The sequence below is a fragment of the Streptomyces sp. NPDC005408 genome (genome assembly GCF_040606445.1).
GTDB lineage: Bacteria > Actinomycetota > Actinomycetes > Streptomycetales > Streptomycetaceae > Streptomyces.
This window is the reverse complement of the sequence record NZ_JBEXEX010000033.1, coordinates 58,850-85,597: the sequence shown is the minus strand read 5'-3', so window position 1 is coordinate 85,597 and position 26,748 is coordinate 58,850. Positions and strand designations below refer to the sequence as shown.

Genomic DNA, 26,748 nt, shown 5'->3' with positions numbered 1-26,748 from the left:
CGGGCGGGGGGCGCGGGGGGGGCGCCCCCCCCCCCCCCCCCGCCCCCCCCCCCCCCCCCCGGGGCGGCCCCCCCCCCCCCCGGGGGGCCCCCCCCCCCCCCCCCCCCACGGAAAACCCGCACTCGCTGATTCGGGACGGCGGGGCCGTACTCGCGCCTCGAAGCACGCGCGCCTCAGGCGTCGGCGGGGCCGCCACTCGGCGCCGCGAAGCCGGCGCGCCTGCCGTCAGCCGCACAGCTGGGCCGCAACCCACGCCGCGAAGCTGGCGCACCTGCGGGTGTGGGGGCGTCAGCCCCCACGGAAACCCTCACCCCCGCGCCGCGAAGCATGCGCGCCTCAGGGCGTGGCGCGAATGCCTCACCCAAAGGGGGGCCCGGGGGCTCGCCCCCGGTCAAGCCGCCAGGTGGCGGACCTGGTCCCATACCGTCGGGTCCACCACCCCCACCCGGCGCCGGAACCCCCACACCCCCATGTCCCTCAGCTCGTCCGTCTCCAGAAAGCTCGGCCGCCCCTGAGCGTCCCCCACCGTCCCCGGTGGCAGGGAGATCACGCCCGGCCTCTCGTCGTGGTACTTGCTCGTGATCTTCGCGACCAGCGCCGTGTCGCCCCGTACCGAAATCACCAGGCACGGCCTGTCCTTCGAGCCGGGGCCGTCCTCGTAGGGGACCTCCGCCCACCAGATTTCGCCCGGCTGCGGGCGCCGCTTCGGGGCCCGGCGAGGGCCGGTCGGGCGGCCCGGCGGGCGCACCCGGCCGCCGGGGCGGCGGCCACCGCCGCGCCCGCGCCCGTCTTTCACCGCGGCGACCAGCCCGATCACCACCACGGCGAGCACCGCGAGCCACCACGACGTGTCCATACCCCAGACGGTACCGGCGCGCCGCCGTACGCGCGCGCTCCCTCCGAACCGGTGACAGCGCAGGTGAGTTCCCCCACAACGGCCCGCCACCGAGGAGCGACCAGCCGTTTCGCGCCTTACGCTCAACAAACCGCACGACCTTCCCCCAGCCCTTGCCCCCGGCCCACCTTCAGCCCAAGAGCCCCGCACGAGTCAACGGAGGTTCAGCTCCATGAAGCTCACCGTCGTCGGCTGCTCGGGGTCGTTCCCGTCCGCGGAATCGGCCTGTTCGAGCTACCTCGTAGAGGCCGACGGCTTCCGGCTGCTTCTCGACATGGGCAACGGTGCCCTCGGCGAGCTGCAGCGCCACATCGGTCTCTACGACCTCGATGCCGTCTTTCTCAGCCATCTCCACGCGGACCACTGCATCGACATGTGCGGGTATTTCGTCGCTCGCTACTACCGCCACGAGGGCGGCCGCGCCGGCCCCATCCCGGTCTACGGACCGGAGGGCACCGAGCAGCGCCTGACGACCGCGTACGCGGACACCCCCTCACCCACCTCCATGAGCGAGGTCTTCGACTTCCACACCCTGAAGTCCGGCAGCTTCGACATAGGCCCGTTCTCCGTCCGTACGGAGAGGGTGGCCCACCCTGTCGAGGCGTACGGCATCCGCCTGGAGCAGGCCGGCAGGACGCTGACGTACTCCGGCGACACCGGCGTCTGCGAGCCCCTGCACGAACTCGCCGACGGCAGCGATCTGTTCCTGTGCGAGGCGTCCTTCACGTACGGCAAGGAGGACGTCCCGGACCTCCACCTCAACGGCCGCGAGGCCGGTGCCGCCGCCCGGCGCGCGAATGCCGGGCGGCTCGTGCTGACGCATATCCCGCCGTGGACGGACGGCTCGCAGAACCTGGCCGACGCCCGTGCGGTCTACGACGGCCCCGCCGAACTGGCCGTCCCGGGCGCGGTCTACCAGGTCTGATCTCCGGGGAAGCCCCGGGAATGCCGAAGCCCCTGCTTCCGCCGGGAAGCAGGGGCTTCGGTCGAAATGCCCTACGAAACGCGTGAGGCCTACTTCGCCTCGGCCTTCTGCAGCTCGGCCAGCTCCTCGTCGGACTCACGGCCCGGCGTCGGAATGTTGAACTTGATGATCGCGAAGCGGAAGACCACGTAGTAGACAGCCGCGAAACAGAGGCCCACCAGCGCCAGCCCCCACGGGTTGGACGCGATGCCCAGGTTCAGGAAGAAGTCCACCGCTCCGGCCGAGAAGCCGAAGCCGTCCTTCATACCGAGCGCCCAGGTCAGCGCCATGGAGACACCGGTCAGCACCGCGTGGATCGCGTACAGCGCCGGCGCGATGAACATGAAGGTGAACTCGATCGGCTCGGTCACACCCGTGACGAAGGACGTCAGCGCGAGCGAGAGCATCATGCCGCCGATGACCTTGCGGCGCTCCGGGCGGGCACAGTGGACGATCGCGAGGCAGGCCGCCGGAAGGGCGAACATCATGATCGGGAAGAAGCCGGTCATGAACTGTCCGGCGCTCGGGTCACCGGCGAGGAAGCGGCCGATGTCGCCGCTCGTGCCCTTGTACGTACCGGCCTGGAACCACGGGAAGGAGTTCAGCAGGTGGTGCATGCCGATCGGGATCAGCGCACGGTTGGCGACACCGAAGATGCCCGCGCCCGCGGCGCCGGAACCGACCAGCCACTCACCGAAGTTGTGCAGACCCGTACCGAGGACCGGCCAGATCAGGCCGAAGACGATGCCGATGACCAGGCCCGCGAAGGCGGAGAGGATCGGGACGAGACGGCGGCCGCCGAAGAAGCCCGCCCAGTCCGGCAGCTTGGTCCGGTAGAACTTCTGGTACAGCAGGGCGACGACTATGCCCATCACGACACCGCCGAGGACCTTCGCGTCCACCGGGGCGTCCACCAGCACGACCTTGTGGTCGACGACCTTCTCGACCTGCGGCAGGTTGCTGTCGGTGAACGTGCCCAGCACGTTCTTGAAGACCAGGTAGCCGGCGACGGCCGCGAGCGCGGTCGAGCCGTCCGACTTCTTGGCGAAACCGATTGCGATACCGACGGCGAACAGCAGCGCCATGTTGGAGAGGATTGCGTCGCCGCCGGCCGCCATGTAACCGGCGAGCTTGGTGACGAAGGTCGGGAACGACTCCCTGGCGAGCATGTCGGGCTGGCCGAAACGCACCAGGAGCGCGGCGGCGGGCAGCACCGCGACCGGCAGCATGAGGCTGCGGCCGATGCGCTGCATGACAGCCATCGCGCCGGCGCCCATCTTCTTCTTGTCCGCCTCGGGGGCGGCGCTTGCCGTGGTCATCAACTTCCTCCAAGTGGGCAGGCGCCGCCGGGGGCCATATCACGGGGGAGGGCGGCGTCTCAGGGGGAACGCGGCCAGTGCCGCGTGGTCTACACCACTCAGTGGTGTAGACCAGTTTTAGCATGTGAGGGCTGGATAAGGAACCTCCGATTTCTGTGGCCTGGGCCATAGCGCGAAATACACGACATAAGGCCCCATGGACCACAGGTCCATGGGGCCTTATGAGGCATTACGGAAGGGCTCCGGGGGCCGCAGGGGCCCGGAAGACGCGGGACTACTTGATGTTCTCCCGCTCCAGCTGGTCCCCGATCTCCTCCGGTTCGCGCCCCGGTGTCTGGATATTGAACTTGGTGATCGCGAACCGGAAGATCGCGTAATACACCACCGCGAAGCAGAGTCCGATCGGAATGATCAGCCACGGTTTGGTCGCCAGGCCCCAGTTGATGACGTAGTCGATCAGACCCGCCGAGAAGCTGAATCCGTCATGGACACCGAGCCCCCAGCTCACGGCCATCGACACACCGGTCAGCAGCGCGTGGACCGCGTACAGCAGCGGAGCCACGAACAGGAACGAGTACTCGATCGGCTCGGTGATGCCGGTGACGAACGACGTCAGCGCCACTGAGAGCATCAGGCCCCCGACCTCCTTGCGGCGGTGCGGCTTGGCGCAGTGGGTGATGGCCAGCGCGGCGGCCGGGAGCGCGAACATCATGATGGGGAAGAAGCCCGTGGTGAACTGGCCCGCGTTCGGGTCGCCCGCCAGGAACATGGTGATGTCGCCGTGCACGACCGTGCCGTCGGGCTTGGTGTAGCTGCCGAACTGGAACCAGATGGGCACGTTCAGGAACTGGTGCAGCCCGATGACCAGGAGCGCGCGGTTCGCGACGCCGAAGATGCCCGAACCCCACGAACCGAGGCCCACCAGCCAGTCGCTGAAGTTCTCCAGGCCGTCGCCGATCGGCGGCCAGACCCACAGGCACAGGGCGGCGAAGGCGATCGCGACGAAGGACATGATGATCGGGACGAGGCGACGGCCGTTGAAGAAGCCGAGCCAGTCCACCAGCTTGGTGCGGTGGTAGCGCTGCCAGAACCAGGCGGTCAGCAGGCCGATGATGATGCCGCCGAAGACCCCGGGGTTCTGAAAGCTGAAGGCCGTGATGGATCCGTCCGAGACCTGGCAGCCCGTGGCCACCGCCTTCGACCCGCCCGGGCAGTCCTCGGGGAACTGGCGCATGACGTTGAAGTAGACGAGGAATCCCACGACGGCTGCGAGCGCCGTCGAGCCGTCGGACTTCTTGGCCATGCCGATCGCGACACCGATGCAGAACAGCAGCGGCAGGCCGAGGTTGCCGTCCAGCAGCGCGCCGCCCGCGCCTGCCATCACCTTGGCGACGTCGTCCCAGCCGAGACCGTCCGCGCCGAAGACATCGGGCTGGCCGAGCCGGTTGAGGATGCCGGCCGCGGGGAGGACGGCGATCGGCAGCTGGAGGCTGCGGCCCATCTTCTGCAGCCCTTGGAACGCACCCTGCCACCACTTCTGCTGGGGCGTGGCAGCGCTGTCGGAGCTCATCGGCATCCTCCCGGAACATGCCTTGGTTTGGCAGGTGTTGCAGACTGGTGTAGACCAGTCGCGGTACGGTCCCCGCACCCCGTCGCGGAACAGGGCACTGGTGATCGTCATCATTCGGTACGAGGCGGTTACTCGCCCGTGAAGATGGGCCAACCGTGCGTTACCGTGACAAAGCGGACCAATGGTGGACCGAGGCAGCGCTGAGCGCCCTGTGCGGGCGCTCTTGATACGCAGGGAGAAAGACATGGCCAGCAAGGCTGAGAAGATCGTCGCCGGGCTCGGCGGAATCGACAACATCGAGGAGATCGAGGGCTGCATCACCCGCCTCCGCACCGAAGTCGTCGACCCGAGCAAGGTCGACGAAGCCGCGCTGAAGGCCGCCGGCGCGCACGGTGTCGTCAAGATGGGCACCGCGATCCAGGTCGTCATCGGCACCGACGCCGACCCGATCGCGGCCGACATCGAAGACATGATGTGACGTTCACGTCCTTCGGGCTCCGCCCCGCACCCTGCGCCTCAGTCGCCGCCAAGGCTTGATTTTCAGCCCCGTCGGCGACTGAGGCGCAGTGGTCCGGGGGCGGAACCCCCGCCCGACGTGCGGCCGCTAGGCTCGATGCCATGTCTCGAATCGACGGCCGCACCCCCGAACAGCTCCGCCCGGTCACCATCGAACGCGGATGGAGCAAGCACGCCGAGGGCTCCGTCCTCGTCTCCTTCGGTGACACCAAGGTCTTCTGCACCGCCTCCTTCACCGAAGGCGTCCCGCGCTGGCGCAAGGGCAGCGGCGAAGGCTGGGTCACCGCCGAGTACTCGATGCTGCCGCGCTCCACCAACACCCGCGGCGACCGCGAATCCGTACGCGGCAAGATCGGCGGCCGTACGCACGAGATCTCCCGCCTCATCGGCCGCTCGCTGCGCGCCGTCATCGACTACAAGGCGCTCGGCGAGAACACCGTCGTCCTGGACTGCGACGTCCTTCAGGCCGACGGCGGCACCCGCACCGCCGCGATCACCGGCGCCTATGTCGCACTCGCCGACGCCATCTCCTGGGGCCAGGGCAAGAAGCTGATCAAGGCCGGCCGCAAGCCGCTCACCGGGACTGTCGCCGCCGTCAGCGTCGGCATCGTCGGTGGCACGGCCCTGCTCGACCTCTGTTACGAGGAAGACGTACGCGCCGAGACCGACATGAACGTCGTCTGCACCGGCGACGGCCGCTTCGTCGAGGTCCAGGGCACCGCCGAGGCCGAGCCCTTCGACCGCAAGGAGCTCAACGCGCTCCTGGACCTGGCGACCGGCGGCTGCACCGACCTCGCCGCGCTCCAGCGCGATGCCCTTGCGCGCACTCTCGAAGGGTAAAGAAGCAACCAAGAACGGCGCTTCCAGCGTCGTTGTCGTCACGGGCGCACGGGCCGAACCGTGCGCCCGTCCGTATCCGGGGAGGACCGTTCCATGCCTGCGCGCCGCCGCACAGCACTCATGCTCGCCACCGCCGCACTGGTCGTACCGATAACCGTCGGCTGCAGCGCCATCGACAAGGCACTCGACTGCGTCGAGACCGCCGACGCCATCGCCACCAGCGTGGACAAGCTCCAGCAGGCAGTCTCGACCGCCGCCGACGACCCGACGCAGGCACGGGAAGCGCTCGACGACATCGACAGGGAACTGAAGAACCTCAGCGACAAGACCGACAACGCCGACCTGAGCAAGGCCGTCGACAATCTGAACTCCGGCGTCGACAACGTCCGCAAGTCGATCGAGAACGGCGACAACACCCCGGACATCAAGCCCATCACCGACGCGGCGGGCGAGATCGGCAAGGTCTGCACCCCCGGATAAGGGTCTGCGCGCGGGGATCACGCGCCCGGATAATCGGGGGCATGACCCGACTGATCCTCGCCACCCGCAACACCGGGAAAATCACCGAACTGAAGGCCATCCTCGCCGACGCGGGCCTCACCCACGAGCTCGTCGGCGCGGATGCCTACCCCGATATCCCCGACGTCAAGGAAACCGGCGTCACCTTCGCCGAGAACGCGCTGCTCAAGGCGCACGCCCTGGCCCACGCCACCGGGTTTCCGGCCGTCGCCGACGACTCCGGCCTCTGTGTCGACGTCCTCGGCGGCGCGCCCGGCATCTTCTCCGCCCGCTGGTCCGGCCGCCACGGCGACGACAGGGCCAATCTCACCCTGCTCCTCGACCAGCTCTCCGACATCGACGATCTCCACCGCGGCGCCCACTTCGCCTGCGCGGCGGCCCTGGCCCTGCCCGACGGTACGGAACGCGTCGTCGAGGGCCGGCTGCGCGGCACCCTGCGCCATGCCCCCACGGGCTCCGGCGGCTTCGGCTACGACCCGATCCTGCAGCCGGAGGGGGACACGCGCACCTGCGCGGAGCTGACCCCCGAGGAGAAGAACGCGATCAGCCACCGGGGCAAGGCGTTCCGCGCGCTGGTGCCGGTGGTGCGTGAACTCCTGGGCTGACCCACGCCGAAGGGCGCGGCACCGATGCGGTGCTGCGCCCTTCGCTGTGGGCCCGGTGGGACTCGAACCCACGACACACCGGACCTAAACCGGCGCCCTCTTGGCCAGCTGGGGTACGGACCCGCGGCGCCCACTGTACTGTGCCCCGCCCCGAGGGTTCGAGAAGGATCTTGTCTGGCTGTGGCACGACGGGCAGAGGAAGCGCAGGTTTTCCAACCGGTTGTCGAGTCGTTCGCCGTTGATGTGGTCGATCTCCGGGACGAGCGGCTTGCCCTGCCAAGTGTTCCCGGTGCCGCACTCGCCGCATGCCTGGCGTACCCCCGATTCGTCGAGCGCACGGCGCAGCAGCGCGGTCTTCGTCCGTGGAGATCCGGGTTCGAGTCGTCGAAGGATCTCCGCAGCGGTCTTGCGCGCGGGTGACGGCTGGCCACGCCGATGACCCTGCCCCACGAAGTGGGCCGTGGAGATGCCGTGGATGGCGATGCTCCGCCGTACACGAGCGCGCCCGGCGCCACCACTGGGGCAGCCGAGAGCGCGAAGCACGTCGGCCAGGCTGTACGACTCCGCGACGGCTCTGGCCAGTTCGTCTCGCGGAAAGAGTTCCTGCGGCGTGTTTCCGCGCCGCCCCGTGAAGTGAGACGTGTCGATCCCGAATCGGTCGAGCTTCCGGCGGATGTGGCTGTACACACTGTCGTAGGGCGCGACACCCATGAACTCCAGCATCCCGCGGATGTTCTGTGAACTGGCTGCGGCTTCAGCGAGCAGTTCCCGCGAGTACGAGTGGGGCTCGCGCCGGGGGAGGGGTTCGTTGTCAAAGTGCGAGGTGTCGATGCCGTACTGCCGCAACCGGTCCCGCAGGTACCTGTAGGGGCCGCTGCCCAGGGGCACGTCCAGTCTGCGCAGCAGGTCGACGAGGCTCGTGGCGGTGGCGGCAGTCCGGACCAGCAGGTCACGAGGGTACTTTTGGCGATTGCTCATGCCGTATGCCTCCGATTGCGGCCACGGTAAGTGTCTGTCACCGCATGGCAGTTGGGGCAGAGTAGCCGGAGGTTCTCCGGGCGGTTGTCCCACCAGTCGCCGTTGCGGTGGTCGACTTCGAGCCGGAGCGGTTTGCCGTTCCACTCCGTTCCGGTGCCACATATGGCGCACGACTCCTGGATCCCGGTCCGGAGCAGTTCGCGACGCAGGCGTTCGCCGGGAATCCTCCCGTCGGCCGACGAGCCCAGGACAAGTCGGTTCCCCAGGGACCCCTTCGGTCGGCCCCGGGGCGCACGCAGGAAGTGTGACGTGTCGATGCGCAACGCGGCTATCCGGCGGCCGATGTGAGCCTGGTTGCCGCCCACAGGGTTGATTCCCAATCGACGTACGACCTCGGCCACGCTCCTGGAACAGGCGACCAGTTCGCGCAATGTCTCCTCGGTGTGACGCACTCGGGCGGGGGGTGAAGTGCGACGTGTCTATGCCTGCCTCTGCCATCTTGGCGCGTATGTAGCGTCTGCTGCCCGGTGTCGGGTTGCCGCCGCACCAGCGGACCGCGTCGTCGAAGTTCGTCGTCTCGCGCGCCGCCTCGTCGAGTAGCTCCCGGGTGTACCTGACCGGCATGGTTCCCCTCCATCCGGCTGCGCGTTCGCAGCATCGAACTGAGTAACGAACCGGTTATCGGATGGTCACGCCCGGAATAAGGAATGGCCCGTACCGCTCGTGCGGTACGGGCCACTCCGGAGGGGCCGGGGCTCAGATCCCGAGGTCCTTGATGATCTTGGCCACATGGCCGGTCGCCTTCACGTTGTAGAGCGCCCGCTCGACCTTGCCCTCCTCGTCGACGATCACCGTCGAGCGGATGACACCGGTCACCGTCTTGCCGTACAGCTTCTTCTCGCCGAAGGCGCCGTACGCCTCAAGGGTCTCCTTGGACGGGTCGCCGACCAGCGTGACCTTCAGGGACTCCTTCTCGCGGAACTTCGCCAGCTTCTCCGGCTTGTCCGGGGACACGCCGATCACGTCGTAGCCCGCGCCCGCCAGCAGCTCCAGATTGTCCGTGAAATCGCAGGCCTGCTTGGTGCAGCCGGGAGTCAGGGCCGCCGGGTAGAAGTAGACGATGACCTTGCGGCCCTTGTGCTCCGCGAGCGAGACCTCGTTGCCGTCCGCGTCGGGCAGGGTGAAGTCGGGGGCGGTGTCGCCCGCCTGGAGTCGCTCGCTCATGGTTCTCCTCGAATGGCTGCTCGGGGTGGCGTGAGGGTGTACGCCGTCGAGCGTAATAGGGGTGCCGTGGGGTGCGGGAGCGGCTGAGCTGACAGACTGTCGATGAAGGACTACCGGAAACGACCACGGAGGCGGCGCGGTGTCGGATGCCAGGACCCCTGCGCAGATCGAGGCGGACATTGTCCGCAGGCGCGACAGGCTTGCCGAGACGCTCGACGAGATCGGGGTGCGTGTGCACCCGAAGACGGTCATCGGCGACGCAAGGGCCAAGTTCGCCTCGACCGTGGACCAGACGGCGGGCCGTGCCGTCGTCGCTGTGAACCGCACGGTCTCCGACATCAAGGCACAGTTCGTGAAGGAGGACGGCGCACCGCGAATGGAGCGTCTGGTGCCGGTTGCGCTGGTGGCCGTGGGGCTTGTGGGGCTGCTCGCCGTGTCGGCGAGAAGGCGCCGAGGGTGACCCACGGGCGTACGGAAGTCCTGCGGGCAGGTAGGTTCGAGTCGTGAGCGCCAACAGTCTTGAGCACAGCCCCCAGCACGACAAGCTGCCCATCCGGATGCTGCACGACCGCGTGCTGGTGAGGACCGACATCCCGGAGGGCGAGCGGCGTTCCAGCGGCGGCATCGTCATTCCGGCGACCGCGGCGGTCGGCCGGCGCCTGGCCTGGGCCGGGGTGGTCGCCGTCGGGCAGAACGTCCGCACGGTGGAGCCGGGCGACCGGGTGCTGTACGACCCCGAGGACCGCGCCGAGGTCGAGGTGCGCGGCGTTGCGTACGTCCTGATGCGTGAGCGCGATCTGCATGCCGTCGCCGCGGACCGTTTCCAGGGCTCCGAGGACTCCACCGGGCTGTATCTGTAGCCACGGGCTGAACCTCCCCAGGGGCCTTCCGGAAGGGCCTTCTCGAAGGGGCTTCCAAAGGGCTGGTGGCATACGTCACCAGCCCTTTTTGCATGCCCTTTGCTATCTTGGGGGGCCCGACGAGACGCGCCGTACCGGGTCGACCGCAAAGACGACGCACCCGTTGAAGTTCCGCGTCTCGGAGGTGCCGTCATGGCCTGGGTTCTGCTTGTTGTCGCCGGTCTGCTCGAGGTCGGCTGGTCGATCGGAATGAAGTTCACCGAGGGGTTCACGCGGCTGTGGCCGAGCGTGTTCACCGGTCTTGGGATCGTCGCCAGCATGATGCTGCTCTCGCACGCCGCGAGGACCCTGCCGATCGGCACGGCGTACGGCGTCTGGGTCGGCATCGGCGCGGCGGGTGCGGCCGTGGTCGGCATGGTCGCGCTGAACGAGCCCGCGACCGCCGCACGGATCTTCTTCGTCTGTCTCCTGCTGGTCGCGGTGGTGGGGCTCAAGGCGACCTCGGGTCACTGAACCGGCTCATTGGCGACGGCCGGAACGGCTGGGCGTGGGCTTGCTGCCCGCGCCCCCGTCCGCCGTCCCGCCGGCGGCGGTCCCGCCGGTGGCTGTTCCCCCGGTCGTCGGGCCGCCGGTGGTTGTTCCTCCGGTCGTCGTGCCTCCGGTGGTTGTGCCACCGTCCGTCTGTCCGCCGGTCGTGGTGCCGCCGTTCGTCTGGCCCCCGTTGGTCTGCCCCTGGTTCTGCCCTTGTGTCTGGCCCTGGTTCTGCCCCTGCGTCTGGCCCTGATTCTGGCCCTGCGTCTGCCCGGGGGACTGGCTCGGCGGGCTCGAACTCGGCGCCTGGGAGGACTCGGCCGGGGGCTCGGGCTCCACCGGCGGCACGACCTCCTCCGCGCCCTCCTGCAACTGCAGATCGAACTCCGCGATGTCGGAGTCCTCCAGCGCGACCCCAGTGAACTGGCCCCAGATCTTCGCCGGCGCCCCGCCACCGTTGATCCGCGGCAGCCCCAGCGCCCCGTAGAGCGGCTTGTGTGCGCCGGTGACCGGGTCCTGGCCCATCACCGCCACCACCGTCGCCAGGTCCGGGGTGAAGCCCGCGAACCAGGCGGCCTGGTCCTCCTCCGCCGTGCCGGTCTTGCCGGCGGCCGGGCGGCCCGCGGACTGGGCCGCGGTGCCGGTGCCGCCCTCGACCACGCTCTGCAGGATCGAGGTGGTCGTGTCGGCGGCCTCGCGGCTGACGGCCTGTTCGCTGCCCTCCTTGGGCAGCTGGACGTCCGCACCGTCCTTGGAGACGTTCTCCACGAGGGAGTACGTGCCGTGCTTGCCGTGGTTGGCGAGCGTCGCGTACGCCTCCGTCATGTCGAGGACGCTCGCGGTCGCGGGGCCGAGCGCGATGGAGGGGGAGGCGCTCAGGTCCGGGGTGCTTGCGGGGATCCCGAGGGCGATCGCGGTCTTTTTGACCTTGGCCGGGCCGACGTCCATGGCCATCTGCGCGTACACCGCGTTGACGGACTTGTCGGTGGCGGTGCGGACGGTGATGGGGCCGTACGAGACGTCGTCCTCGTTGGCGGGGGCGTACGGCTTTCCGCGCCAGCCCTGGACGGGGCGCCTGTTGGTGCCGTCGTAGACGGTGTTGGGGGTGATGCGGCGGCCGTCCTGGGTCTCGGAGCCGTTCTGGACGGCTGAGCTGAAGACGAACGGCTTGAAGGTGGAGCCGACTTGGTAGTCGCGGCGGGTGGCGTTGTTGACGTACTGCTTGGTGTAGTCGACGCCGCCGTACATGGCGACGACCTTGCCGGTGGCCGGGTCGATGGATGCGCCGCCGACGCGGACGTTGCGGTCGGCCTTGCGGTCCCCGTCCAGCTTGGACATCACCTGCTCGTCGACGGCCTCGGTGAAGGCGTTCTGCTTCTTGCGCTCCAGCGTGGTGGTGATCCGGTAGCCGCCGGTGGCCAGCGTGTTCTCATCGATGATCTTGTTGCCGGTGAGGTAGTCCTCGACGGCCTGGACGATATAGCCGCGCTGGCCCGAGAGTCCGGTCGCGGGCTTCGCCGTCTGCGGCATGGGGAACTTCATGGCCGCGCGTTCTGCGGGGCTGAGCCAGTTCTTCTTGACCATGCCGTCGAGGGTGTAGTTCCAGCGGCCGAGCGCGGCCGCCCGGTTCTCCGGGTGCGTGGCGACGTCGTACGCGCTCGGCGCGTTGAGCAGCGAGGCCAGATAGGCGCCCTTCGCCGTGTCGATGTCCTCGATGTCCTTGCCGTAGTACGCCTGGGCGGCGGCCTGGATGCCGTACGCGTTGCGCCCGAAGTAGCTGGTGTTGAGATAGCCCTCGAGGATCTCGCTCTTGGTCTCCTCGCGACCCAGCTTGATCGCGATGAAGAACTCCTTCCACTTCCGCGAGATGGTCTGCTCCTGACCCAGGTAGTAGTTCTTGACGTACTGCTGGGTGATCGTGGAGCCGGACTGCTTGCCCTTGCCGGTCAGGGTGTTCCAGGCCGCGCGGACCATCGCCTTGGGGTCGACGGCCCGCTCGGAGTAGAAGTCCCGGTCCTCGGCGGCCAGTACGGCCCGCTGCACGGTCAGCGGGACCTGCGAGAGGCTCACGTTCTCGCGGTTGACCTCGCCGTCGCGGGCGAGCTGGGTGCCGTCCTTGTAGAGATAGACATTGGACTGGGCGGTGGCCGTGGCATTGGCGGGCGGGATGTCGACGAGCATGTAGCCGGCCAGGAAGCCGCCGATCAGCAGCAGGGCGATGAGCAGGAACGCGCCGAGCACCATCCGCCAGGTGGGGATGATGCGGCGCCAGCCGGTGCGCCTGGGGCGGGGCTTGCTGCCCTTCTTCCCCGGCACGGGCTCGGGCCCCGGTCCTGCGACGGTCGCGTCCCGGGGTGTCCAGCCCTGCTGCTGTGGCTCGTCGCTCATACGCCCATACTGCCCTTTTTGGCTGGTTATCCATCGGAGCCGACAGCCCGGGCGGAAAAGCCGTCGCGGCGGCCGACGGCGCTGGGCTAGGGTCGTGCGCTTTGGTGCCTTCAGGCGGAGGGAGTCGAGGTGCGGCTGTACGCGGCCGTTGCGGCGGGTGGCTTCCGGCGCCACGCGACGTACCGGATGGCCACGGCGGCGGGGGTGTTCACGAACACCGTCTTCGGCTTCGTCCTGGCGTACACCTATATGGCCCTCTGGGACCAGCGGCCCCACCTGGGCGGTTACGACATGCCCGAGGCCCTCGCCTATGTGTGGATCGGCCAGGCGCTGCTGGCCACCGCCGGGCTGATGGGCGGCGGCTTCGAGGACGAGCTGATCGAGCGCATCAAGACAGGCGACATCGCCATCGATCTCTACCGGCCCGTCGACCTCCAACTGTGGTGGTTCTGCGCCAACTTGGGGCGGGCCGCCTTCCATCTGCTCGGGCGCGGCGTGGTGCCGATGGCTATCGGCGCGCTGGCCTTCGACTTCGCGCTGCCGTCGCGAGTGCTCACCTGGCCCGCGTTCCTCCTGTCGGTGGCGCTGGGCGTGACCGTCAGCTTCGCGGTCTGGTATCTGGTGGCGCTGAGCGCGTTCTGGCTGATGGACGGCGCGGGGGCGGCCCACGTCGTGTGGCTCGCGGGCCTGTTCTTCTCCGGGATGCTGCTGCCGCTGACGGTTTTCCCCGGCGCGCTGGGCGAGGTCGCGCGGGCGCTGCCCTGGGCATCGATGCTTCAGATCCCGGCGGATGTCTTCCTGGAGAAGCGCACGGGGTGGGGGCTGGTGGGGGCGTACGCCTTCCAGTTCGGCTGGGCGGTCGTCCTGCTGGGCGCGGGGCGGCTTGTGCAGTCCGCGGCCACACAGCGGGTGGTGGTGCAGGGTGGGTGAGTCCTGGCGTACGTACCGGATGATCGCGGCGATGTGGATCCGGTCGACGATGACGTACCGCTTCTCCTTCGCGATGAGCGCCTTCACCAACTTCACCGCGACGTTCTTCGACTTCGTGGTCATCGTGCTGATGTTCAGCCAGGTGCGGGGCCTGGGGGGCTTCTCCTTCGCCGAGGTGGCTTTCCTGTACGGCACCACCAGCACCGCCTTCGGGCTCGCGGACCTCGCTATGGGCCAGGTCAACCGGCTGGGGAAGCGGGTGCGGGACGGGACGCTCGACACGCTGTTGGTGCGGCCGGTGCCGGTGCTGGCGCAGGTGGCGGCGGACCGGTTCGCGCTGCGCCGCCTCGGGCGGATCAGCCAGGGGCTGCTTGTGCTGATCTGGTCGCTCGTGATCCTCGACGTGGAGTGGACGGCCCTGAAGGTGGCGCTGGTGCCCCTCATGGCGGTCTGCGGCTCGCTGATCTTCTCGGCGGTGATGGTGGCGGGAGCGTCGTTCCAGTTCTGGGCCCAGGACGCGTCGGAGGTCACCAACTCCTTTACGTACGGCGGCAATACGCTGCTGCAGTACCCGCCCACGATTTTCGCGCAGGACCTGGTGCGGGGGGTCGTCTACGTCGTACCGCTGGCCTTCGTCAACTGGCTGCCCGCGCTGTACATCCTGGGGCGCGACGCTCCGGCCGGTGTGCCGGGCTGGACGGCCTTCCTGTCACCGTTCGTCGCCGCGGCCTGCTGTCTGCTCGCCGCACTCGCATGGCGGACGGCCCTACGTTCGTACCGGAGCACGGGGAGCTGAGAGCGCATGGACTTCATCGAGCTCGACGGCGTCGAGAAGGTCTTCGACGTACGTCGCAAGACGGGCAGGCTGCGGCGCGAGAAGCGTCAGGTGCGCGCGGTCGACGGCATCAGCTTCCGCGTCCCGCGCGGCGAGATGGTCGGCTACATCGGGCCCAACGGCGCCGGTAAGTCCACCACCATCAAGATGCTGACCGGCATTCTGACCCCGAGCGGCGGTCGGCTGCGGGTCGCGGGCATCGACCCGTCCCGGGAGCGCACGCGCCTCGCACAGCGCATCGGCGTGGTCTTCGGGCAGCGGACGACCCTGTGGTGGGACCTGCCGCTGAAGGACTCGTACCGCCTGGTCCACCGGATGTACCGGATCCCCGACAAGCGTTTCCGCGAGAACCTCGACCGCTGCGTCGAACTTCTCGACCTGGCCGAGCTGTTGGACGTGCCCGTACGGCAGCTCTCGCTCGGCCAGCGGATGCGCGGGGACATCGCGGCTGCGCTGCTGCACGACCCCGAGGTGCTGTATCTGGACGAGCCGACCATCGGGCTCGACGTGATCTCCAAGGCGAAGGTCAGGGACTTTCTGCGCGACCTCAACGCCGAGCGGGCGACGACGGTGCTGCTCACGACGCACGACCTGACCGACATCGAGCAGCTGTGCAAGCGCGTGATGGTCATCGACCACGGGCGGCTGATGTACGACGGGGCGCTCGCCGGACTCCACGAGGTGGGGGAGAGCGAGCGGACGCTCGTGGTCGACCTGGAACGCGAACTGCCGCCGATCGTCCTGGACTTGGCCCGTACGGTGAAGGTCGAGGGCCCGCGGCAGTGGCTGGCGTTCCCGGCGTCCCAGTCGGCCGCACCGCTGGTGGCCGCGCTCGCCGACAAGTATCCGCTGGTGGATCTGTCGGTGCGGGAGCCGGACATCGAGGCCGTGATCGCGAAGATGTACGCCGAGCGGTCGGGGCTTTAGGGCCTGTCCGGCCGATCTTGCTGGGCTACAGCCTGATCTACCGGACAGGCCCTGCCCCGGCGCTGCGGCGCGGGCGCGGTGCTGGATATTCTGCCTGCATGAGCGAACTCCCCGAGATGCGCGCCTCCGACGCCGAGCGTGAGCATATTGCCGAGCGGCTGCGAGAGGCGGTGGCGGAGGGCAGGCTCGACATGGAGGAGTTCGGGCAGCGCCTTGACGCCGCCTACAAGGCGCGTACGCACGGCGAGTTGGAGCCACTGGTCTGCGACCTCCCGGTGACGGGCACGACGTCGGCCGCACCGGCGGTCACCACCGGCTCGGGCAACTGGGCCCAGCGCGTCGGCGGTCCGCCCACGTCGAAGTTCGCATTCGCCTTCTGGGGCGGCTTCGGCCGCAAAGGCACCTGGACGGTGGCACGGAGGTTCACCAGCTTCACGATGATGGGCGGCGGCGAACTCGACCTGCGCGACGCCCGGTTCGAGGACCGGGTCACCGTGATCCGCTGCTTCGCGATCATGGGCGGGGTCAACATCGTCGTTCCGCCCGACCTGAACGTCGAGGTCAGCGGCATCGGCTTCATGGGCGGCTTCGCCGAACAGGGCGAGGGCAACCCGGACCCGTCGGCGCCGCGCGTGATCATCACGGGCTTCGCGCTGATGGGCGGCGTGGGCGTGGAGTGCAAGCGCACACGTGCGGAGAAGCAGCGGCTGAGGGCGGAGCGGGAAGAGGAGAAGCGGGGCCGGCTGGAGACGGGCGACAAGGGTTTCCGCAAGGAGCTGGACTGAGGCTTCCAGCCTCGCCGGCGTGTGAGGCGCCGGGGGTCCGGGGCCGGAGCCCCGCGGGTGGGGGGCGGAGCCCCGGTTACGTGAAGCGGCGGGGCGGGGGAAGCCCCGCGCCTGCAACCGCACACGGAACGTCACCGTCCGCGCATGCTCATGAGCACATCATGGGACATGTCGCGGGAACTCGACGTGCGTCCCAGGAGTACCTGAGGTAGGGACATTGCGTACGGGGCGCGCGCGGACGGGTGGAGCGTATGGAACGCACAGAGCCGGAACGTACAGAGCCGGAACGTGGAGAACGGCGAGAGATCGAAGGCGGTGGCCGCACCGGCGGCCCCGGCCAGGACCGACCGGGCGCGGACCGGCCCCGCCCCCGCACGCCCCTCCCCTCCTTCGCGTACACCGAGGCGGACGCGGAGAAGATGCGTGGCGTGCGCCGGATGAAGACCACGGCGACCGGCGCGCTGCTGCTCGTCGCGCTGATCTTCGCCCTCGCCACCTGGGCGAAGAACTCCGGCGCGGGCCCCTGGGCCGGCTATGTCGCGGCCGCGTCCGAGGCGGGCATGGTCGGTGCTCTGGCCGACTGGTTCGCGGTCACGGCGCTCTTCCGTTACCCGCTCGGCCTGCCCATCCCGCACACCGCGATCATCCCGAACAAGAAGGACCAGCTCGGTACCACGCTCGGCTCCTTCGTCGGCGAGAACTTCCTCTCCGGCGATGTCGTACGGACCCGGCTGCACGCCCTCGGTATCGGCGGCCGCCTCGGCGCCTGGCTCGCCGAGCCCGCCCATGCCGACCGCGTCACCGCCGAGCTGTCCACCGCACTGCGCGGCGCGCTCACCGTGCTGCGCGACTCCGACGTCCAGGCCGTCGTCGGCGAGGCGATCACCCGCCGCGCCGACAGCGCGGAGATCGCCCCCGGCATCGGCAAGACCTTGGAGAAGGTCGTTGCCGACGGCGCCCATCACCGCGCCGTCGACCTGATCTGCGCCCGCGCCCAGGACTGGCTGGTCATCCACTCGGACTCGGTGATGGACGCCGTCGAGGGCGGCGCACCCGGCTGGACGCCGCGCTTCGTGGACCGGAGGGTCGGCGAGCGCGTCTACAAGGAGCTGCTGCGCTTCGTCACGGAGATGCGGGACATGCCCGCCCACCCCGCGCGGGGTGCGATCGACCGCTTCCTGTCCGACTTCGCGTCGGACCTCCAGTCGGACACGGACACCCGCGGCCGGGTGGAGCGGATGAAGTCGGATCTGCTGGCGCGTACGGAGGTGCAGGACGTGATCGCGTCCGCCTGGTCCTCCGTACGCACCATGATCATCTCGGCGGCCGAGGACGACCGCAGCGAGCTGCGGCTGCGCGCCCGCGCCTCGCTGCTGTCACTGGGCGCGCGGCTTGCGACGGACGGCCGCCTGCAGGCGAAGGTGGAGGGCTGGCTGGAGGACGCAGCGGTGTACGTGGTCACCACGTACCGCGCCGAGATCACCTCCCTGATCTCGGAGACGGTCGCGAGCTGGGACGCGGAGCACACCTCGCGCAAGATCGAGGCGCACATCGGCCGTGACCTGCAGTTCATCCGGATCAACGGCACGGTGGTCGGCGCGCTGGCCGGCCTGCTGATCTACACCGTGGCACACGCGCTGGGCGCGTGACCGGTCCCTGCCGTACGGCCACGCGCCCAGCAACCTTGGGGAGGTGTCGGTAAGTACGTACGGCGGGCCGGATGTGTTCAGCGGGGTGCAGCCGAGTTCGGCCGTGTCAGTGGAAGAGCTGCCCGCGCACCGCACCGTCGGGGAACTCCGAGGTGTGGATGTTGGCGTAGTAGTTGCTCGGGTTGGCGCGCACGCGCTTCACGACGTCGGGGTTCTGGCCCTCGATCTTCCCCGAGACGGCGAAGATCCCGTCCGGCACCGGGCGGTTGAAGAAGTCGAAGACGACGTCACCGTTCTTGCCGAACGCACCCTTGTGGATGTGGCCCTTGGCGGGGGCCTTGATGTTGATCCAGGCGAGCGAGTAGCCGACGGACGTGCCCTTGGGCTGGAGGAAGGTGATGGCGTGCCCGTCCGGGTCGCCGACCTTGGACGCGTCGTTCTTCGGGACTTCCTGGTCGCCGTTGGAAAGCGCCCGCAGTTTGCCGCCCTTGATGATGTCGAGCGGGTTGATGTTCTTGTGCAGCGGCTTCAGCTGCCCTCGTACGGCTCCGCCCGGGAACTCCGCGCTGTGCAGATTGACGTAGAAGCCGGCGGGGTTCTTGCGGATGCTGTCGGCGAGCTTGGCATCGGTGAGGGCGACCTGCCCGGCCGCCGAGTTCACGGAGTCGGGCATCGCGGTACCGAAGAGCGGGACCTTCACGGCGCCGTTCTTCCCGGCGGCGCCCTCGTGGATGTGCCCGAGGCTCGGCGTGAACCCCTTCCACTGGAGGGCGAACGTGACGCGGTCGCCCTTCACCTTGACGAGGGCGACGGCCTTGCCGTCGGGGTCGTTCACGGCGGGGCCGCCCTGGACGGGCACCTCGTTGGCGCCGGAGAGCTGGGCGGCGAAGGTGAGGGCGCGCCCGCTGGAGGGCTTGGTGAAGGTAGTGGCGTCGGAGCCGGAGCCGGAGCTGCCGCTGTGTCCGCCATGTCCGCCGTGCGCGACAGCAGGAGTAACACCCGCAACACCAAGCACAATTGCGGTTGCGGTAACAGCGAGATAACGCTTCTGCATTGTTTTCATCCTCCCGTTGGACCCGGCACCTCTTGGGCCGGTCGGGATGAAGTACGCGTCGCCCACTCGGCTCGTTCAAAGGGAAGTTTATTTTAATTCGTTTGAACCGTCGGTCAGTTGCTGCCGTACAACCCGGCGTACGCACCATCCACTGACACCCACACACCAACCGGGGGACAACCATGCGCGGCACCCGTTCCAAAGCTCTGCTCGCGGCACCGCTGGTCTCGGCGGCGCTGCTGACCCTGGCGGCCTGCGGCGGCTCCACCGACACGTCCGACGAGGGCGGTGCGAAGCCCGCGGCCAAGCCCGCGAAGACCGTCTCGGTCAAGACGGCGGACTCGGAACTCGGCAAGATCCTGGTCGACGATTCGGGCCGTACGCTGTACGGATTCACCAAGGACAAGCCCGGCACCAGCAAGTGCGACGCCGACTGCATCGCGGTCTGGCCCGCGCTCACTTCCGCGAAGGACGTGAAGGCCGGGTCGGGCACGGAAGCCGCCCTGCTGAAGGAGACGAAGCTCGGCGAGGGCGCGGAACAGGCGACCTACGGGGACTGGCCGCTGTACTACTACGTGGGCGACGCGACGCCCGGTGACGTGAACGGGCAGGGCCTGGACGGCGAGTGGTTCGTGATCGCGGCGGACGGCAAGCTCATCAAGAAGACGGCGTGATGCTCGTACGGATTCCGGAATTCATGCGTCCTTCATAAAAGGGTCTCTCTCCCTTATCGATTTCCGCTTCTCAGTTTCTGTGCCTCAGCTCACTTTGCCCCACCCATAAACCTGCGGCGGCCGTGACCACTCCCCGGCCGCCGCAGTCGTGTTGCTCTGCTGGAATGTCAGTCGCTCACTCGCAGCCGACGCCGTCCCCGTCGCGGTCGAGGTGCCGCCCATACCCGGGATCCCCGGCATGGATGGGCGCGGCACCCGCGGCGCGTACGGCGGTGCAGTTGGCGTAGTACGTACTACCGCCCCCACCGCCGGTGCTGCCCCCGGTGCTTCCTCCGGTGGAACCGCCGCTGCCCCCACTCCAGGACTCACAGCCGACCCCGTCGCCGTCCCGGTCGAGGTGCGGCCCGTACCCGGGTTCCCCTTCGAGAATGGGATCGGCGCCGGCGGCCCGTACGGCATCGCAATTGGCGTACGAGACCGGGGGCTTCGGCGGCTTCGGCGGCTTCGGCGTGGGCTTGGGTGTGGGCGTCGGCTTGGCGACGGTGATCCGCACGACGGCGGTGCCGGCCAGGCTCTGCCCGGCCACGTCGACGCGGTAGGTGAACTCGTCGTCGCCTCCGTACCCCGGACTGGCGGTGTACGTGATGACGGAACCGTCGACCGTGGCGCTTCCGTGCGCGGGCGCGGCGTCCACGGCGACAGTGAACTGCCCTGCGGTCAGGGCCACTTCGACGTTCCCCTTCGTGCCGTCCTTGAGCGTGACGCTGTCGTTGCCCAGCACCTTCACCTCGATCGCCTTCCCTGCGTCGGCGCTCTCCTCATCGTCGACGAGATCGAGAGCTGCCTGGACGGACGGCGTGACCGCGGCGGGGCTGGAGGTGGCCGCGAGGGGCTTTGCATCCCCACCGTCACTCCCGCACCCGACGACCCCCAGCGCCATGACCACAGCCCCCGCGATTAACGCCAAGCGCCTGTCCGCGCCTCTACTACGTATCCCTGACATGTGCCCCCCAAGGCAGACGGATCCGAACCGAGGGTGCTGAGCATGACATTCCGGTTGGTCGGCCGAGGTAATTGCGGAATCTCGTATCCCAGTTGTGATGAAAGTGTGCGCACGACGGTCGGACCTGACCGTTGATGCACGTAACCGATCAACTCGGGTCGAGTAACGACAAGCATGAAGAGGGACACCCCGGGTCAGGGGTGCCCCTCCTCCTTCGCCATGTCAGCAACGGGTCTGGCTCTTCAGCTCTCCTTGTACCAGCTCAGCCGCTCCCGCAGCACCCCGCTCTCGCCCTCCTCGGCCATCACCGCAGCCGCATACAACTCCGCCATGGGAGCGGCGATGTTGCCGTCGCGCACCCCGGGCTGCGTCATGTAAGGCTGGCCCGCCCACGTGCTGTCGTGCTCCTCCGGGTCCATATAGGCCCACGCCGCCTCCCGCACCCGCCGCGCCACCTCGCCCACGTACCAGGCAGCGCCCTGAAGGAACAGCCCCGGCTCAGCCGCTTCGAACCGCTCCGTGGAAGAGACCCGCTCCTTGGCCAGGCGCTCCAGCACATCGAGCGAGGAGGCGGAGAAGTCCCATGTCCCTTCCGGCTGCCCGGTCTCCTGAACCCATGCGGAAAACGCCCGTTCCCGTTCGGCGAGCCAGCCGGCCAGCCACGGGTGCTCCGGCGCCTCCGGCTCCGGGTCCACCCCCGGCGTGTGCTCCTTCACGGGCTCCCAGTCCGGCCGCTCCTTGCGGAGCCCGTCCACGGCTTCACCCAGCCGCCCGGCGGCGGCCGTGAACTCGTCGCCGGTCCGGCTGCTCAGCGCCTGACCGATCAGCAGCATCGGCGCCACCGGCGCGAGCCCGAGCGCCGCATCCGGCACGACCACCGGATGCCCTTCCACCTCACCAACGGGCGCCGTGTCCCAGCCCCAGCCGCCGCCCGCCACCGTCAGCAGCACCTCACCGAGATACGCCATGGCATCGTTCACGAACCCGCTGCCCAGCTCCTCCGACCCCTCTGCGGTGTAGTGGCCCAGCAGGGCCGCCTCCACGTGCGCCAGGGACTCCACGCCGAAATCCAGCCGCACATCATCGGGAAGATGCTCTTCCCGCAGCCGGTCGATCGCGTCCGGGACATGGTCGATCCACACGATGAGGTCCGGCACTCCGCCGGTACGCACAGTCTCTCCTCGGGTCATGCCTACGACTCTAGGGCCCCGGATCCAACGGTGAACGGGCCAGCGAGACACGCCAGTTGAGCATCTAACGTTTTGTTCAACCTCCTGCGTCCCGCCTAGGGTGTGTCATGGCGGCGTCATGACGGGGGCTATGAGCGCTGCCCGTACTCGTCCCTGCCCCCCAGGGAACCCACTTGAGTTATCTCACGCGTATCCGAACACGCCTCGGCGTGCGCGCGGCGATCATCGCCGTCAGCGCCGGACTCCTCGTCGGCGGACTGCCTCTCCTGGACGCCCATGAGGCCGCCGCCGCGCCCCGGAACCGCTGCGACCAGAAGTACGGCACCCCGAACACCGCGCCACGGGAAGCCAGCCTGCCCGGCTACAACAGCCGGGACACCACTCCGAACGCCGAGCAGTACGTCTACGACTACGACAACCCCTCCCTCGGCTACGACGGGCTCCAGCTCCCTGCCAGCCAGCGGGAGCTTGCTGCCTACGGCACGGACCCCAAGAAGTGGCCCAACGACCGGCACAAGCAGATCTACGCGCGCTGGAACCGCAACCAGGCCAACCCTGATGCGTCCAAGCGGTGGCCCAAAGCCGACTACAGCGGATGGCTGGGGTCGGTCATCCGCCTCGAAGGCAACGGCAAGCGTGGCGCCGGCTTCGAGCGCCAGGTCACCACGCACTACAAGCTCGGTGGACCGGACTGGCTGTGCCAGGGCTCGCTGAAGGCGCTCGACAAGAAGCTGTACAACGAGCTGAAGACGGAACTCGGGGACAAGTTCCCGAACAAGGACCGCCGGTTCGACGCGATCAACCGGCAGACCAAGACGATCTACGAGTTCAAGGCGGGAGGGAGGTTCGACTACAAGGAGATACACGTGGACAAGGCCCTCGCCCGCCGGGGCTGGAAGGTCGTCTACATCTTCGGCGAGGAGCCCGACGACAACACCAAGCGGAAGCTCGCTGAGGTCGACGCCGACGGCAAGGGCAAGATCAGCCGCTACAAGCACACCGCGACGCCCAACCCGAAGTACAACAACAACACCGGCTACAACAAGCCCGCCGGCCAGATGAACCCCGGCTGCCAGACCACCGGCACGGTCGCTCTCGCGGCCCGCGCGGGCAGCCTCTGCTCCAGCAACGGCGCCGCGGACCGCATGGTCAACGGCTCCCCCAAGAACCAGGACCAGGCCCGGCGCATCGCCCAGGCCGAGCGCGGCGGCGCGAACGGCTCCCAGCGCATGCGCGGCCCGGGCGGCGTCGACTTCTCCACCCTGGAGCTGCGCTACGTCGGCACTCCGGTCAAGGGCAAGGGCCTGGACTACTCGTACAAGGCCGGGATCAACCCCGACCCGGACGAAAACCCTTCCTTCGGCGGCAAGGAGAAGGCCCAGCTCGTCTCGGACTCGTTCTTCACGTGGATGGCGCTCACCCCGGAGAAGTTCTGGGTGAACCTCAACCCGGACCAGCCGGACAAGATCATGGACGCCAAGTTCGGCAAGACCGACGCCGGCCGGATCCTGCTGGAAGCCGACCTTCGGATGAAGCACGACTTCTACGGTGCGATGGACCCCAAGACCGACCTCGGCAAGCGGTTCTGGGACAGTCTGGCCCGCCGGAACGGAGCCCCGTGTCTGCACGGGATGCGCAACTGGATCGAGCCCGAGCCCGCCCAGGTGCGTGAGCAGGACGGCGGCCTCTACATCCTCGACGCGCCGATGAAGCTCAACTCCGTTCCGCAGGAGACCAACACCCCCGGCCCCGGCGGCAAGGGCTGTGACCTGACCAAGGCGGAGATCGACCACAACCAGCGCATGGTCGAGACCATGATCGTCCCCGAGGTCAAGAAGCAGATCAACGGCGCACCCCAGTACGCCGACCTGCGCCGCGTCTACACCTCCCGGGTGGCGGCAGAGTGGATCCGGCAGCAGGACGCGAAGAAGCCGACCGACTTCCACAAGATCATCAACAGCAACGACGTCTCCCGCTGGCCCCTGCGTGGCGAGAACAAGAACTGGGACAGGAACGACGTCTTCCAGAAGTACGTGAAGATCTTCAAGGAGGGCGAGTTCAAGTACCACCTGGAGTACGGCGGCGACGTCTACGTCTACACCGTCGGTGGTGTGGACTTCTCCAAGGCCCCCAAGAAGAACATCACCAAGGTCCGCTTCGACGTCGAGAACCCGCGCCTGCCGCAGATCACCGACCGCTCGAAGATCGCCCCGCGTGACTACCGCGACACCGGGACGCAGTTCCTGGGCGGCAACACCGACGTCAAGCCCTCCGGCGACCCCAAGCCGGACCCGACGCCGACGCCGACGGGAACCGGCAAGCCGGACCCGTCGTCCACGCCGACGGACCCGTCCAGCCCGGCCCCGTCCACCCCGGCACCGACCGACGGCAGCCACACCACCCCGCCCAAGGACGACGATGGGGGCGGCCTCGCCCACACCGGCGCCCAGGTCGGCCTGATCGCCGGCATCGCCGCAGCCCTCCTCGCGGCGGGTGGCGGTCTGGTGTGGTGGAAGCGCCGCAGGGAGACCGCACAGCACTGACCTGACGCAGTCACCCGGCACAGACGCTTCGGCCCCTGTGTCCGCTCATCGCAGCGGACGCAGGGGCCGAAGTGTTGATGAGGCGTGTCACTTCAGGCGTCGCTCGATGGTGAGACGGCCAGTGCGCAGGGTGGTGTGGTTGGCGAAGAGGTCGTCGAGGTGTAACTCGCGGGTCAGGTGTCCGGTCCACTTGGCGTCGGGAAGATCGACTTCTCCGCTGATCACCTTGCCCGGCTGCGTGGCCGCGGCCTGGTCCCGCGCATCGCGCGTCCGGGTATCGAGTCCGGCGAGCGGCTCGGTCGGCACCGCTGGAAGATCGAGCGGTCGATCGCCTGGTTATTCGGCTACCGCCGCCTCACCGTCCGGTACGAGCGAAAGGGCAGTCACTTCCTCGCCTTCCTCGGCCTGGCCGCGGCCCCACCTGCTACAAGAAACTCGCGAAACTCACCACGTGAGACAACCTCTCTCCACCGTCGGGTTCGCCTTCGCGCACATGCTCGACTTCAAGCTGATGCCCCGGCTGAAGAACATCGGCTCCGCGAAGCTGTACCGGCCGGCGGCCGGGGAGGACGACAACTGGCCGAACCTGGGCCCCGTGCTCTCCACCAAGACGATCGACTGGGACCTGATCGCCCAGCAGTACGACCAGATCGTGAAGTACACCACCGCCCTGCGCTTGGGCACCGCCGAGGCCGAGCAGGTCCTGCGCCGGTTCACCCGCGGCGGACCGAAGCACCCGACGTACCGGGCGATCGAGGAGCTGGGCCGGGCGGTGCGGACCTCGTTCGTCTGCGACTACCTCGCGGATGTCGAGATGCGGCGCGAGATCCACGAGGGGTTGCAGGTCGTGGAGAACTGGAACTCCGCGAACAAGGACCTCTTCTACGGTAAGGACGGCGACCTTGCCGGTTCGGACAAGGAGTCCCAGGAGGTCAGCATGCTCGCGCTGCACCTGCTCCAGTCCGCGCTGGTGCACGTCAACACGCTACTGATGCAGGAAGTCCTGGCCGATCCGAAGTGGGCGGACAAGCTCGCCGACGCGGACCGTCGGGCCCTGTCGCCGCTGTTCTGGACCCATGTGAATCCGTACGGCAGGTTCGAACTGGACATGAACAGCCGCCTCGATCTGGACCTGTCCATTCGGGCAACGGTGCCCGGCCCGCGCACCCCGCAGGACGAGACGGCGGCAGCCCCGGCGTGACACCCGGGCTCCGGGACCTGGCTGCGGCCATGGCGCGGCGCGCAGTTCTTTCGGTCCGGGAGGCGGGTTCAGCGGGAGAGGGACACGGCGAAGGGCTTGAAGCCGTGTCGGCGCAGGATGTGGGGCACGACCAGGATCATGGCCTCGGTGGCTCGGGCTGTGCTGATGCCTCCAAGGTCTTCGATCCATGCGGGCTGCCAGCCCAGGTCGGCGAGCAGGCCGCTGACGGTCTTCTTCGCGTTCTCGTCGTCGCCTGAGACATAAACGGTCGGCGGGGTGGCCAGAGTTTCGGGAGCGGTCATGACCATGAACAGCATCGTGTTGAGGGTCTTGACCACATGGGTGTCGGGGAGTGCGCGCTGAAGTTTCTCGGCGAGGCTGCTGCCGGGATAGCACAGGTCGCCGGGCAGGCCGTCGTCGGCGTCGCGGGTGGCGTTGGAGACATCGATGAGGATTTTTCCGGAGAGCTCGGTGCGCAGGCCGGTGAGGCGGTCCAGGGAGCTGTCGCCGGGTGTCGCGTTGATCACGATGTCCGCGGTGCGGGCGGTGTTGCGCTGGTCGGCGAAGGCGATCTGCGGGGCGACCCCGGCGGCGCGGGCGGCGGTGTCTTCCGGGCCCCGGCTGCCGAGGGTGACGTGGTGTCCCGCGGCGAAGAGCTTGTTGGCGAGGTTGGCCCCGACGCGGCCGGCGCCCAGGATGCCGATGTTGGTCATGAGATGAAGCTCCTTGCGGTATCAGGTGGGAAGTG

At 68.6% G+C, this 26,748-nt stretch carries 26 protein-coding genes, 1 tRNA gene, 2 pseudogenes and 1 riboswitch; of the genes and pseudogenes, 17 read left to right on the top strand and 12 right to left on the bottom strand.

Annotated elements, in window-relative coordinates; all coding sequences use genetic code 11:
• Positions 1–391: 391 nt before the first annotated feature.
• A complete protein-coding gene (locus ABZS64_RS26790; protein ID WP_355834669.1) occupies positions 392–856 on the bottom strand; it encodes a type II toxin-antitoxin system PemK/MazF family toxin in 465 nt (154 codons plus the stop codon).
• A gap of 211 nt (positions 857–1,067) precedes the next feature.
• Here ABZS64_RS26790 and ABZS64_RS26785 point away from each other — a divergent pair, with 211 nt between their 5' ends.
• On the top strand, positions 1,068–1,820 hold the full coding sequence (locus tag ABZS64_RS26785) for an MBL fold metallo-hydrolase (RefSeq protein WP_355834666.1): 753 nt from the start codon (positions 1,068–1,070) through the stop codon (positions 1,818–1,820).
• Positions 1,821–1,909: 89 nt separating this feature from the next.
• Here ABZS64_RS26785 and ABZS64_RS26780 read toward each other — a convergent pair whose 3' ends face one another.
• A complete protein-coding gene (locus ABZS64_RS26780) occupies positions 1,910–3,178 on the bottom strand; it encodes a PTS transporter subunit EIIC (RefSeq protein ID WP_355834663.1) in 1,269 nt (422 codons plus the stop codon).
• Between the two features lie 274 nt (positions 3,179–3,452).
• On the bottom strand, positions 3,453–4,748 hold the full coding sequence (locus tag ABZS64_RS26775; RefSeq protein ID WP_355834660.1) for a PTS transporter subunit EIIC: 1,296 nt from the start codon (positions 4,746–4,748) through the stop codon (positions 3,453–3,455).
• A gap of 244 nt (positions 4,749–4,992) precedes the next feature.
• On the opposite strand from ABZS64_RS26775, the gene ABZS64_RS26770 reads away from it, so the two are divergent.
• The 4 genes from ABZS64_RS26770 (at position 4,993) to rdgB (ending at position 7,228) form a co-directional block, all read left to right on the top strand.
• Positions 4,993–5,226 carry a PTS glucose/sucrose transporter subunit IIB gene (locus ABZS64_RS26770; protein ID WP_142217368.1) on the top strand — a complete coding sequence of 78 codons (234 nt, stop codon included), beginning with the start codon at positions 4,993–4,995 and terminating at the stop codon, positions 5,224–5,226.
• A 140-nt stretch (positions 5,227–5,366) separates the two neighbouring features.
• Positions 5,367–6,104: a ribonuclease PH gene (gene rph / locus ABZS64_RS26765; protein WP_355834657.1), complete on the top strand. Its 738-nt coding sequence runs from the start codon at positions 5,367–5,369 to the stop codon at positions 6,102–6,104.
• 93 nt (positions 6,105–6,197) lie between these two features.
• Complete coding sequence (locus tag ABZS64_RS26760; protein ID WP_355834654.1) at positions 6,198–6,584, top strand: hypothetical protein; 387 nt, start codon at positions 6,198–6,200, stop codon at positions 6,582–6,584.
• A gap of 41 nt (positions 6,585–6,625) precedes the next feature.
• Positions 6,626–7,228: an RdgB/HAM1 family non-canonical purine NTP pyrophosphatase gene (gene rdgB, locus ABZS64_RS26755; protein WP_355834651.1), complete on the top strand. Its 603-nt coding sequence runs from the start codon at positions 6,626–6,628 to the stop codon at positions 7,226–7,228.
• A 47-nt stretch (positions 7,229–7,275) separates the two neighbouring features.
• Here the strand turns inward: rdgB and ABZS64_RS26750 are convergent.
• The 3 genes and pseudogenes from ABZS64_RS26750 to bcp form a co-directional block, all read right to left on the bottom strand.
• A tRNA-Leu gene (locus ABZS64_RS26750) sits at positions 7,276–7,351 on the bottom strand.
• Positions 7,352–8,202: 851 nt separating this feature from the next.
• A pseudogene (locus ABZS64_RS26745) lies at positions 8,203–8,830 on the bottom strand (HNH endonuclease).
• Between the two features lie 132 nt (positions 8,831–8,962).
• Complete coding sequence (bcp, locus tag ABZS64_RS26740; protein WP_355834648.1) at positions 8,963–9,430, bottom strand: thioredoxin-dependent thiol peroxidase; 468 nt, start codon at positions 9,428–9,430, stop codon at positions 8,963–8,965.
• Positions 9,431–9,569: 139 nt separating this feature from the next.
• Between bcp and ABZS64_RS26735 the strand changes: the two genes are divergently transcribed.
• From ABZS64_RS26735 to ABZS64_RS26725, 3 genes are all read left to right on the top strand, one after another.
• Complete coding sequence (locus tag ABZS64_RS26735; RefSeq protein ID WP_355834645.1) at positions 9,570–9,890, top strand: DUF3618 domain-containing protein; 321 nt, start codon at positions 9,570–9,572, stop codon at positions 9,888–9,890.
• Between the two features lie 43 nt (positions 9,891–9,933).
• A complete protein-coding gene (locus ABZS64_RS26730; protein WP_355834644.1) occupies positions 9,934–10,290 on the top strand; it encodes a co-chaperone GroES in 357 nt (118 codons plus the stop codon).
• A gap of 90 nt (positions 10,291–10,380) precedes the next feature.
• Positions 10,381–10,451: riboswitch (guanidine-III (ykkC-III) riboswitch) on the top strand.
• A 31-nt stretch (positions 10,452–10,482) separates the two neighbouring features.
• Positions 10,483–10,803 carry a multidrug efflux SMR transporter gene (locus ABZS64_RS26725; protein ID WP_355834641.1) on the top strand — a complete coding sequence of 107 codons (321 nt, stop codon included), beginning with the start codon at positions 10,483–10,485 and terminating at the stop codon, positions 10,801–10,803.
• Between the two features lie 6 nt (positions 10,804–10,809).
• Here ABZS64_RS26725 and ABZS64_RS26720 read toward each other — a convergent pair whose 3' ends face one another.
• A complete protein-coding gene (locus tag ABZS64_RS26720) occupies positions 10,810–13,209 on the bottom strand; it encodes a transglycosylase domain-containing protein (RefSeq protein WP_355834637.1) in 2,400 nt (799 codons plus the stop codon).
• Between the two features lie 129 nt (positions 13,210–13,338).
• Here ABZS64_RS26720 and ABZS64_RS26715 point away from each other — a divergent pair, with 129 nt between their 5' ends.
• The 5 genes from ABZS64_RS26715 (at position 13,339) to ABZS64_RS26695 (ending at position 18,335) form a co-directional block, all read left to right on the top strand.
• Complete coding sequence (locus ABZS64_RS26715; protein WP_355834634.1) at positions 13,339–14,139, top strand: ABC-2 family transporter protein; 801 nt, start codon at positions 13,339–13,341, stop codon at positions 14,137–14,139.
• 19 nt (positions 14,140–14,158) lie between these two features.
• Positions 14,159–14,935, top strand: a complete 777-nt coding sequence (locus ABZS64_RS26710; protein ID WP_355834684.1) for an ABC transporter permease — start codon at positions 14,159–14,161, stop codon at positions 14,933–14,935.
• A 6-nt stretch (positions 14,936–14,941) separates the two neighbouring features.
• Positions 14,942–15,901 (top strand): ATP-binding cassette domain-containing protein, encoded by a 960-nt coding sequence (locus ABZS64_RS26705; protein ID WP_355834631.1) that lies wholly within the window; start codon positions 14,942–14,944, stop codon positions 15,899–15,901.
• A 116-nt stretch (positions 15,902–16,017) separates the two neighbouring features.
• The gene (locus ABZS64_RS26700; protein WP_355834681.1) at positions 16,018–16,686 is read left to right on the top strand and encodes a DUF1707 domain-containing protein; all 669 of its coding nucleotides are present in this window, start codon (positions 16,018–16,020) and stop codon (positions 16,684–16,686) included.
• A 251-nt stretch (positions 16,687–16,937) separates the two neighbouring features.
• The gene (locus ABZS64_RS26695) at positions 16,938–18,335 is read left to right on the top strand and encodes a DUF445 domain-containing protein (protein WP_355834628.1); all 1,398 of its coding nucleotides are present in this window, start codon (positions 16,938–16,940) and stop codon (positions 18,333–18,335) included.
• Positions 18,336–18,441: 106 nt separating this feature from the next.
• Here the strand turns inward: ABZS64_RS26695 and ABZS64_RS26690 are convergent, their stop codons facing one another.
• The gene (locus ABZS64_RS26690; protein ID WP_355834625.1) at positions 18,442–19,389 is read right to left on the bottom strand and encodes a CHRD domain-containing protein; all 948 of its coding nucleotides are present in this window, start codon (positions 19,387–19,389) and stop codon (positions 18,442–18,444) included.
• A gap of 182 nt (positions 19,390–19,571) precedes the next feature.
• Here ABZS64_RS26690 and ABZS64_RS26685 point away from each other — a divergent pair, with 182 nt between their 5' ends.
• Complete coding sequence (locus ABZS64_RS26685; protein WP_355834622.1) at positions 19,572–20,063, top strand: hypothetical protein; 492 nt, start codon at positions 19,572–19,574, stop codon at positions 20,061–20,063.
• A 175-nt stretch (positions 20,064–20,238) separates the two neighbouring features.
• Here the strand turns inward: ABZS64_RS26685 and ABZS64_RS26680 are convergent, their stop codons facing one another.
• On the bottom strand, positions 20,239–21,003 hold the full coding sequence (locus ABZS64_RS26680; RefSeq protein ID WP_355834619.1) for an excalibur calcium-binding domain-containing protein: 765 nt from the start codon (positions 21,001–21,003) through the stop codon (positions 20,239–20,241).
• Positions 21,004–21,308: 305 nt separating this feature from the next.
• Positions 21,309–22,256, bottom strand: a complete 948-nt coding sequence (locus tag ABZS64_RS26675; RefSeq protein WP_355834617.1) for a hypothetical protein — start codon at positions 22,254–22,256, stop codon at positions 21,309–21,311.
• Positions 22,257–22,429: 173 nt separating this feature from the next.
• On the opposite strand from ABZS64_RS26675, the gene ABZS64_RS26670 reads away from it, so the two are divergent.
• A complete protein-coding gene (locus ABZS64_RS26670) occupies positions 22,430–24,799 on the top strand; it encodes an LPXTG cell wall anchor domain-containing protein (RefSeq protein ID WP_355834614.1) in 2,370 nt (789 codons plus the stop codon).
• Between the two features lie 87 nt (positions 24,800–24,886).
• Here the strand turns inward: ABZS64_RS26670 and ABZS64_RS26665 are convergent, their stop codons facing one another.
• A complete protein-coding gene (locus ABZS64_RS26665; protein ID WP_355834686.1) occupies positions 24,887–25,105 on the bottom strand; it encodes a hypothetical protein in 219 nt (72 codons plus the stop codon).
• Between ABZS64_RS26665 and ABZS64_RS26660 the strand changes: the two are divergent.
• Both ABZS64_RS26660 and ABZS64_RS26655 read left to right on the top strand, forming a co-directional pair.
• Positions 25,037–25,254 (top strand): annotated as a pseudogene (locus ABZS64_RS26660) (transposase); the annotation flags it as partial. The gene ABZS64_RS26665 and the pseudogene ABZS64_RS26660 sit on opposite strands and share 69 nt — an antisense overlap.
• Positions 25,251–26,000: a Tn3 family transposase gene (locus ABZS64_RS26655; protein WP_355834611.1), complete on the top strand. Its 750-nt coding sequence runs from the start codon at positions 25,251–25,253 to the stop codon at positions 25,998–26,000. The pseudogene ABZS64_RS26660 and the gene ABZS64_RS26655, both read left to right, overlap by 4 nt.
• 68 nt (positions 26,001–26,068) lie before the next feature.
• Here the strand turns inward: ABZS64_RS26655 and ABZS64_RS26650 are convergent, their stop codons facing one another.
• Entirely contained in the window at positions 26,069–26,713 is a 645-nt protein-coding gene (locus tag ABZS64_RS26650; protein ID WP_355834609.1) for an NAD(P)-binding domain-containing protein, read from the bottom strand.
• Positions 26,714–26,748 lie beyond the last annotated feature (35 nt).

Coding starts and splice junctions, on each gene's coding strand:
- ABZS64_RS26790 (WP_355834669.1), bottom strand. CDS start 856: ATGGACACGTCGTGGTGGCTCGCGGTGCTCGCCGTGGTGGTGATCGGG.
- ABZS64_RS26785 (WP_355834666.1), top strand. CDS start 1,068: ATGAAGCTCACCGTCGTCGGCTGCTCGGGGTCGTTCCCGTCCGCGGAA.
- ABZS64_RS26780 (WP_355834663.1), bottom strand. CDS start 3,178: ATGACCACGGCAAGCGCCGCCCCCGAGGCGGACAAGAAGAAGATGGGC.
- ABZS64_RS26775 (WP_355834660.1), bottom strand. CDS start 4,748: ATGAGCTCCGACAGCGCTGCCACGCCCCAGCAGAAGTGGTGGCAGGGT.
- ABZS64_RS26770 (WP_142217368.1), top strand. CDS start 4,993: ATGGCCAGCAAGGCTGAGAAGATCGTCGCCGGGCTCGGCGGAATCGAC.
- rph (WP_355834657.1), top strand. CDS start 5,367: ATGTCTCGAATCGACGGCCGCACCCCCGAACAGCTCCGCCCGGTCACC.
- ABZS64_RS26760 (WP_355834654.1), top strand. CDS start 6,198: ATGCCTGCGCGCCGCCGCACAGCACTCATGCTCGCCACCGCCGCACTG.
- rdgB (WP_355834651.1), top strand. CDS start 6,626: ATGACCCGACTGATCCTCGCCACCCGCAACACCGGGAAAATCACCGAA.
- bcp (WP_355834648.1), bottom strand. CDS start 9,430: ATGAGCGAGCGACTCCAGGCGGGCGACACCGCCCCCGACTTCACCCTG.
- ABZS64_RS26725 (WP_355834641.1), top strand. CDS start 10,483: ATGGCCTGGGTTCTGCTTGTTGTCGCCGGTCTGCTCGAGGTCGGCTGG.
- ABZS64_RS26720 (WP_355834637.1), bottom strand. CDS start 13,209: ATGAGCGACGAGCCACAGCAGCAGGGCTGGACACCCCGGGACGCGACC.
- ABZS64_RS26710 (WP_355834684.1), top strand. CDS start 14,159: ATGATCGCGGCGATGTGGATCCGGTCGACGATGACGTACCGCTTCTCC.
- ABZS64_RS26705 (WP_355834631.1), top strand. CDS start 14,942: ATGGACTTCATCGAGCTCGACGGCGTCGAGAAGGTCTTCGACGTACGT.
- ABZS64_RS26700 (WP_355834681.1), top strand. CDS start 16,018: ATGCGCGCCTCCGACGCCGAGCGTGAGCATATTGCCGAGCGGCTGCGA.
- ABZS64_RS26695 (WP_355834628.1), top strand. CDS start 16,938: ATGGAACGCACAGAGCCGGAACGTACAGAGCCGGAACGTGGAGAACGG.
- ABZS64_RS26690 (WP_355834625.1), bottom strand. CDS start 19,389: ATGCAGAAGCGTTATCTCGCTGTTACCGCAACCGCAATTGTGCTTGGT.
- ABZS64_RS26685 (WP_355834622.1), top strand. CDS start 19,572: ATGCGCGGCACCCGTTCCAAAGCTCTGCTCGCGGCACCGCTGGTCTCG.
- ABZS64_RS26680 (WP_355834619.1), bottom strand. CDS start 21,003: ATGGCGCTGGGGGTCGTCGGGTGCGGGAGTGACGGTGGGGATGCAAAG.
- ABZS64_RS26675 (WP_355834617.1), bottom strand. CDS start 22,256: ATGACCCGAGGAGAGACTGTGCGTACCGGCGGAGTGCCGGACCTCATC.
- ABZS64_RS26650 (WP_355834609.1), bottom strand. CDS start 26,713: ATGACCAACATCGGCATCCTGGGCGCCGGCCGCGTCGGGGCCAACCTC.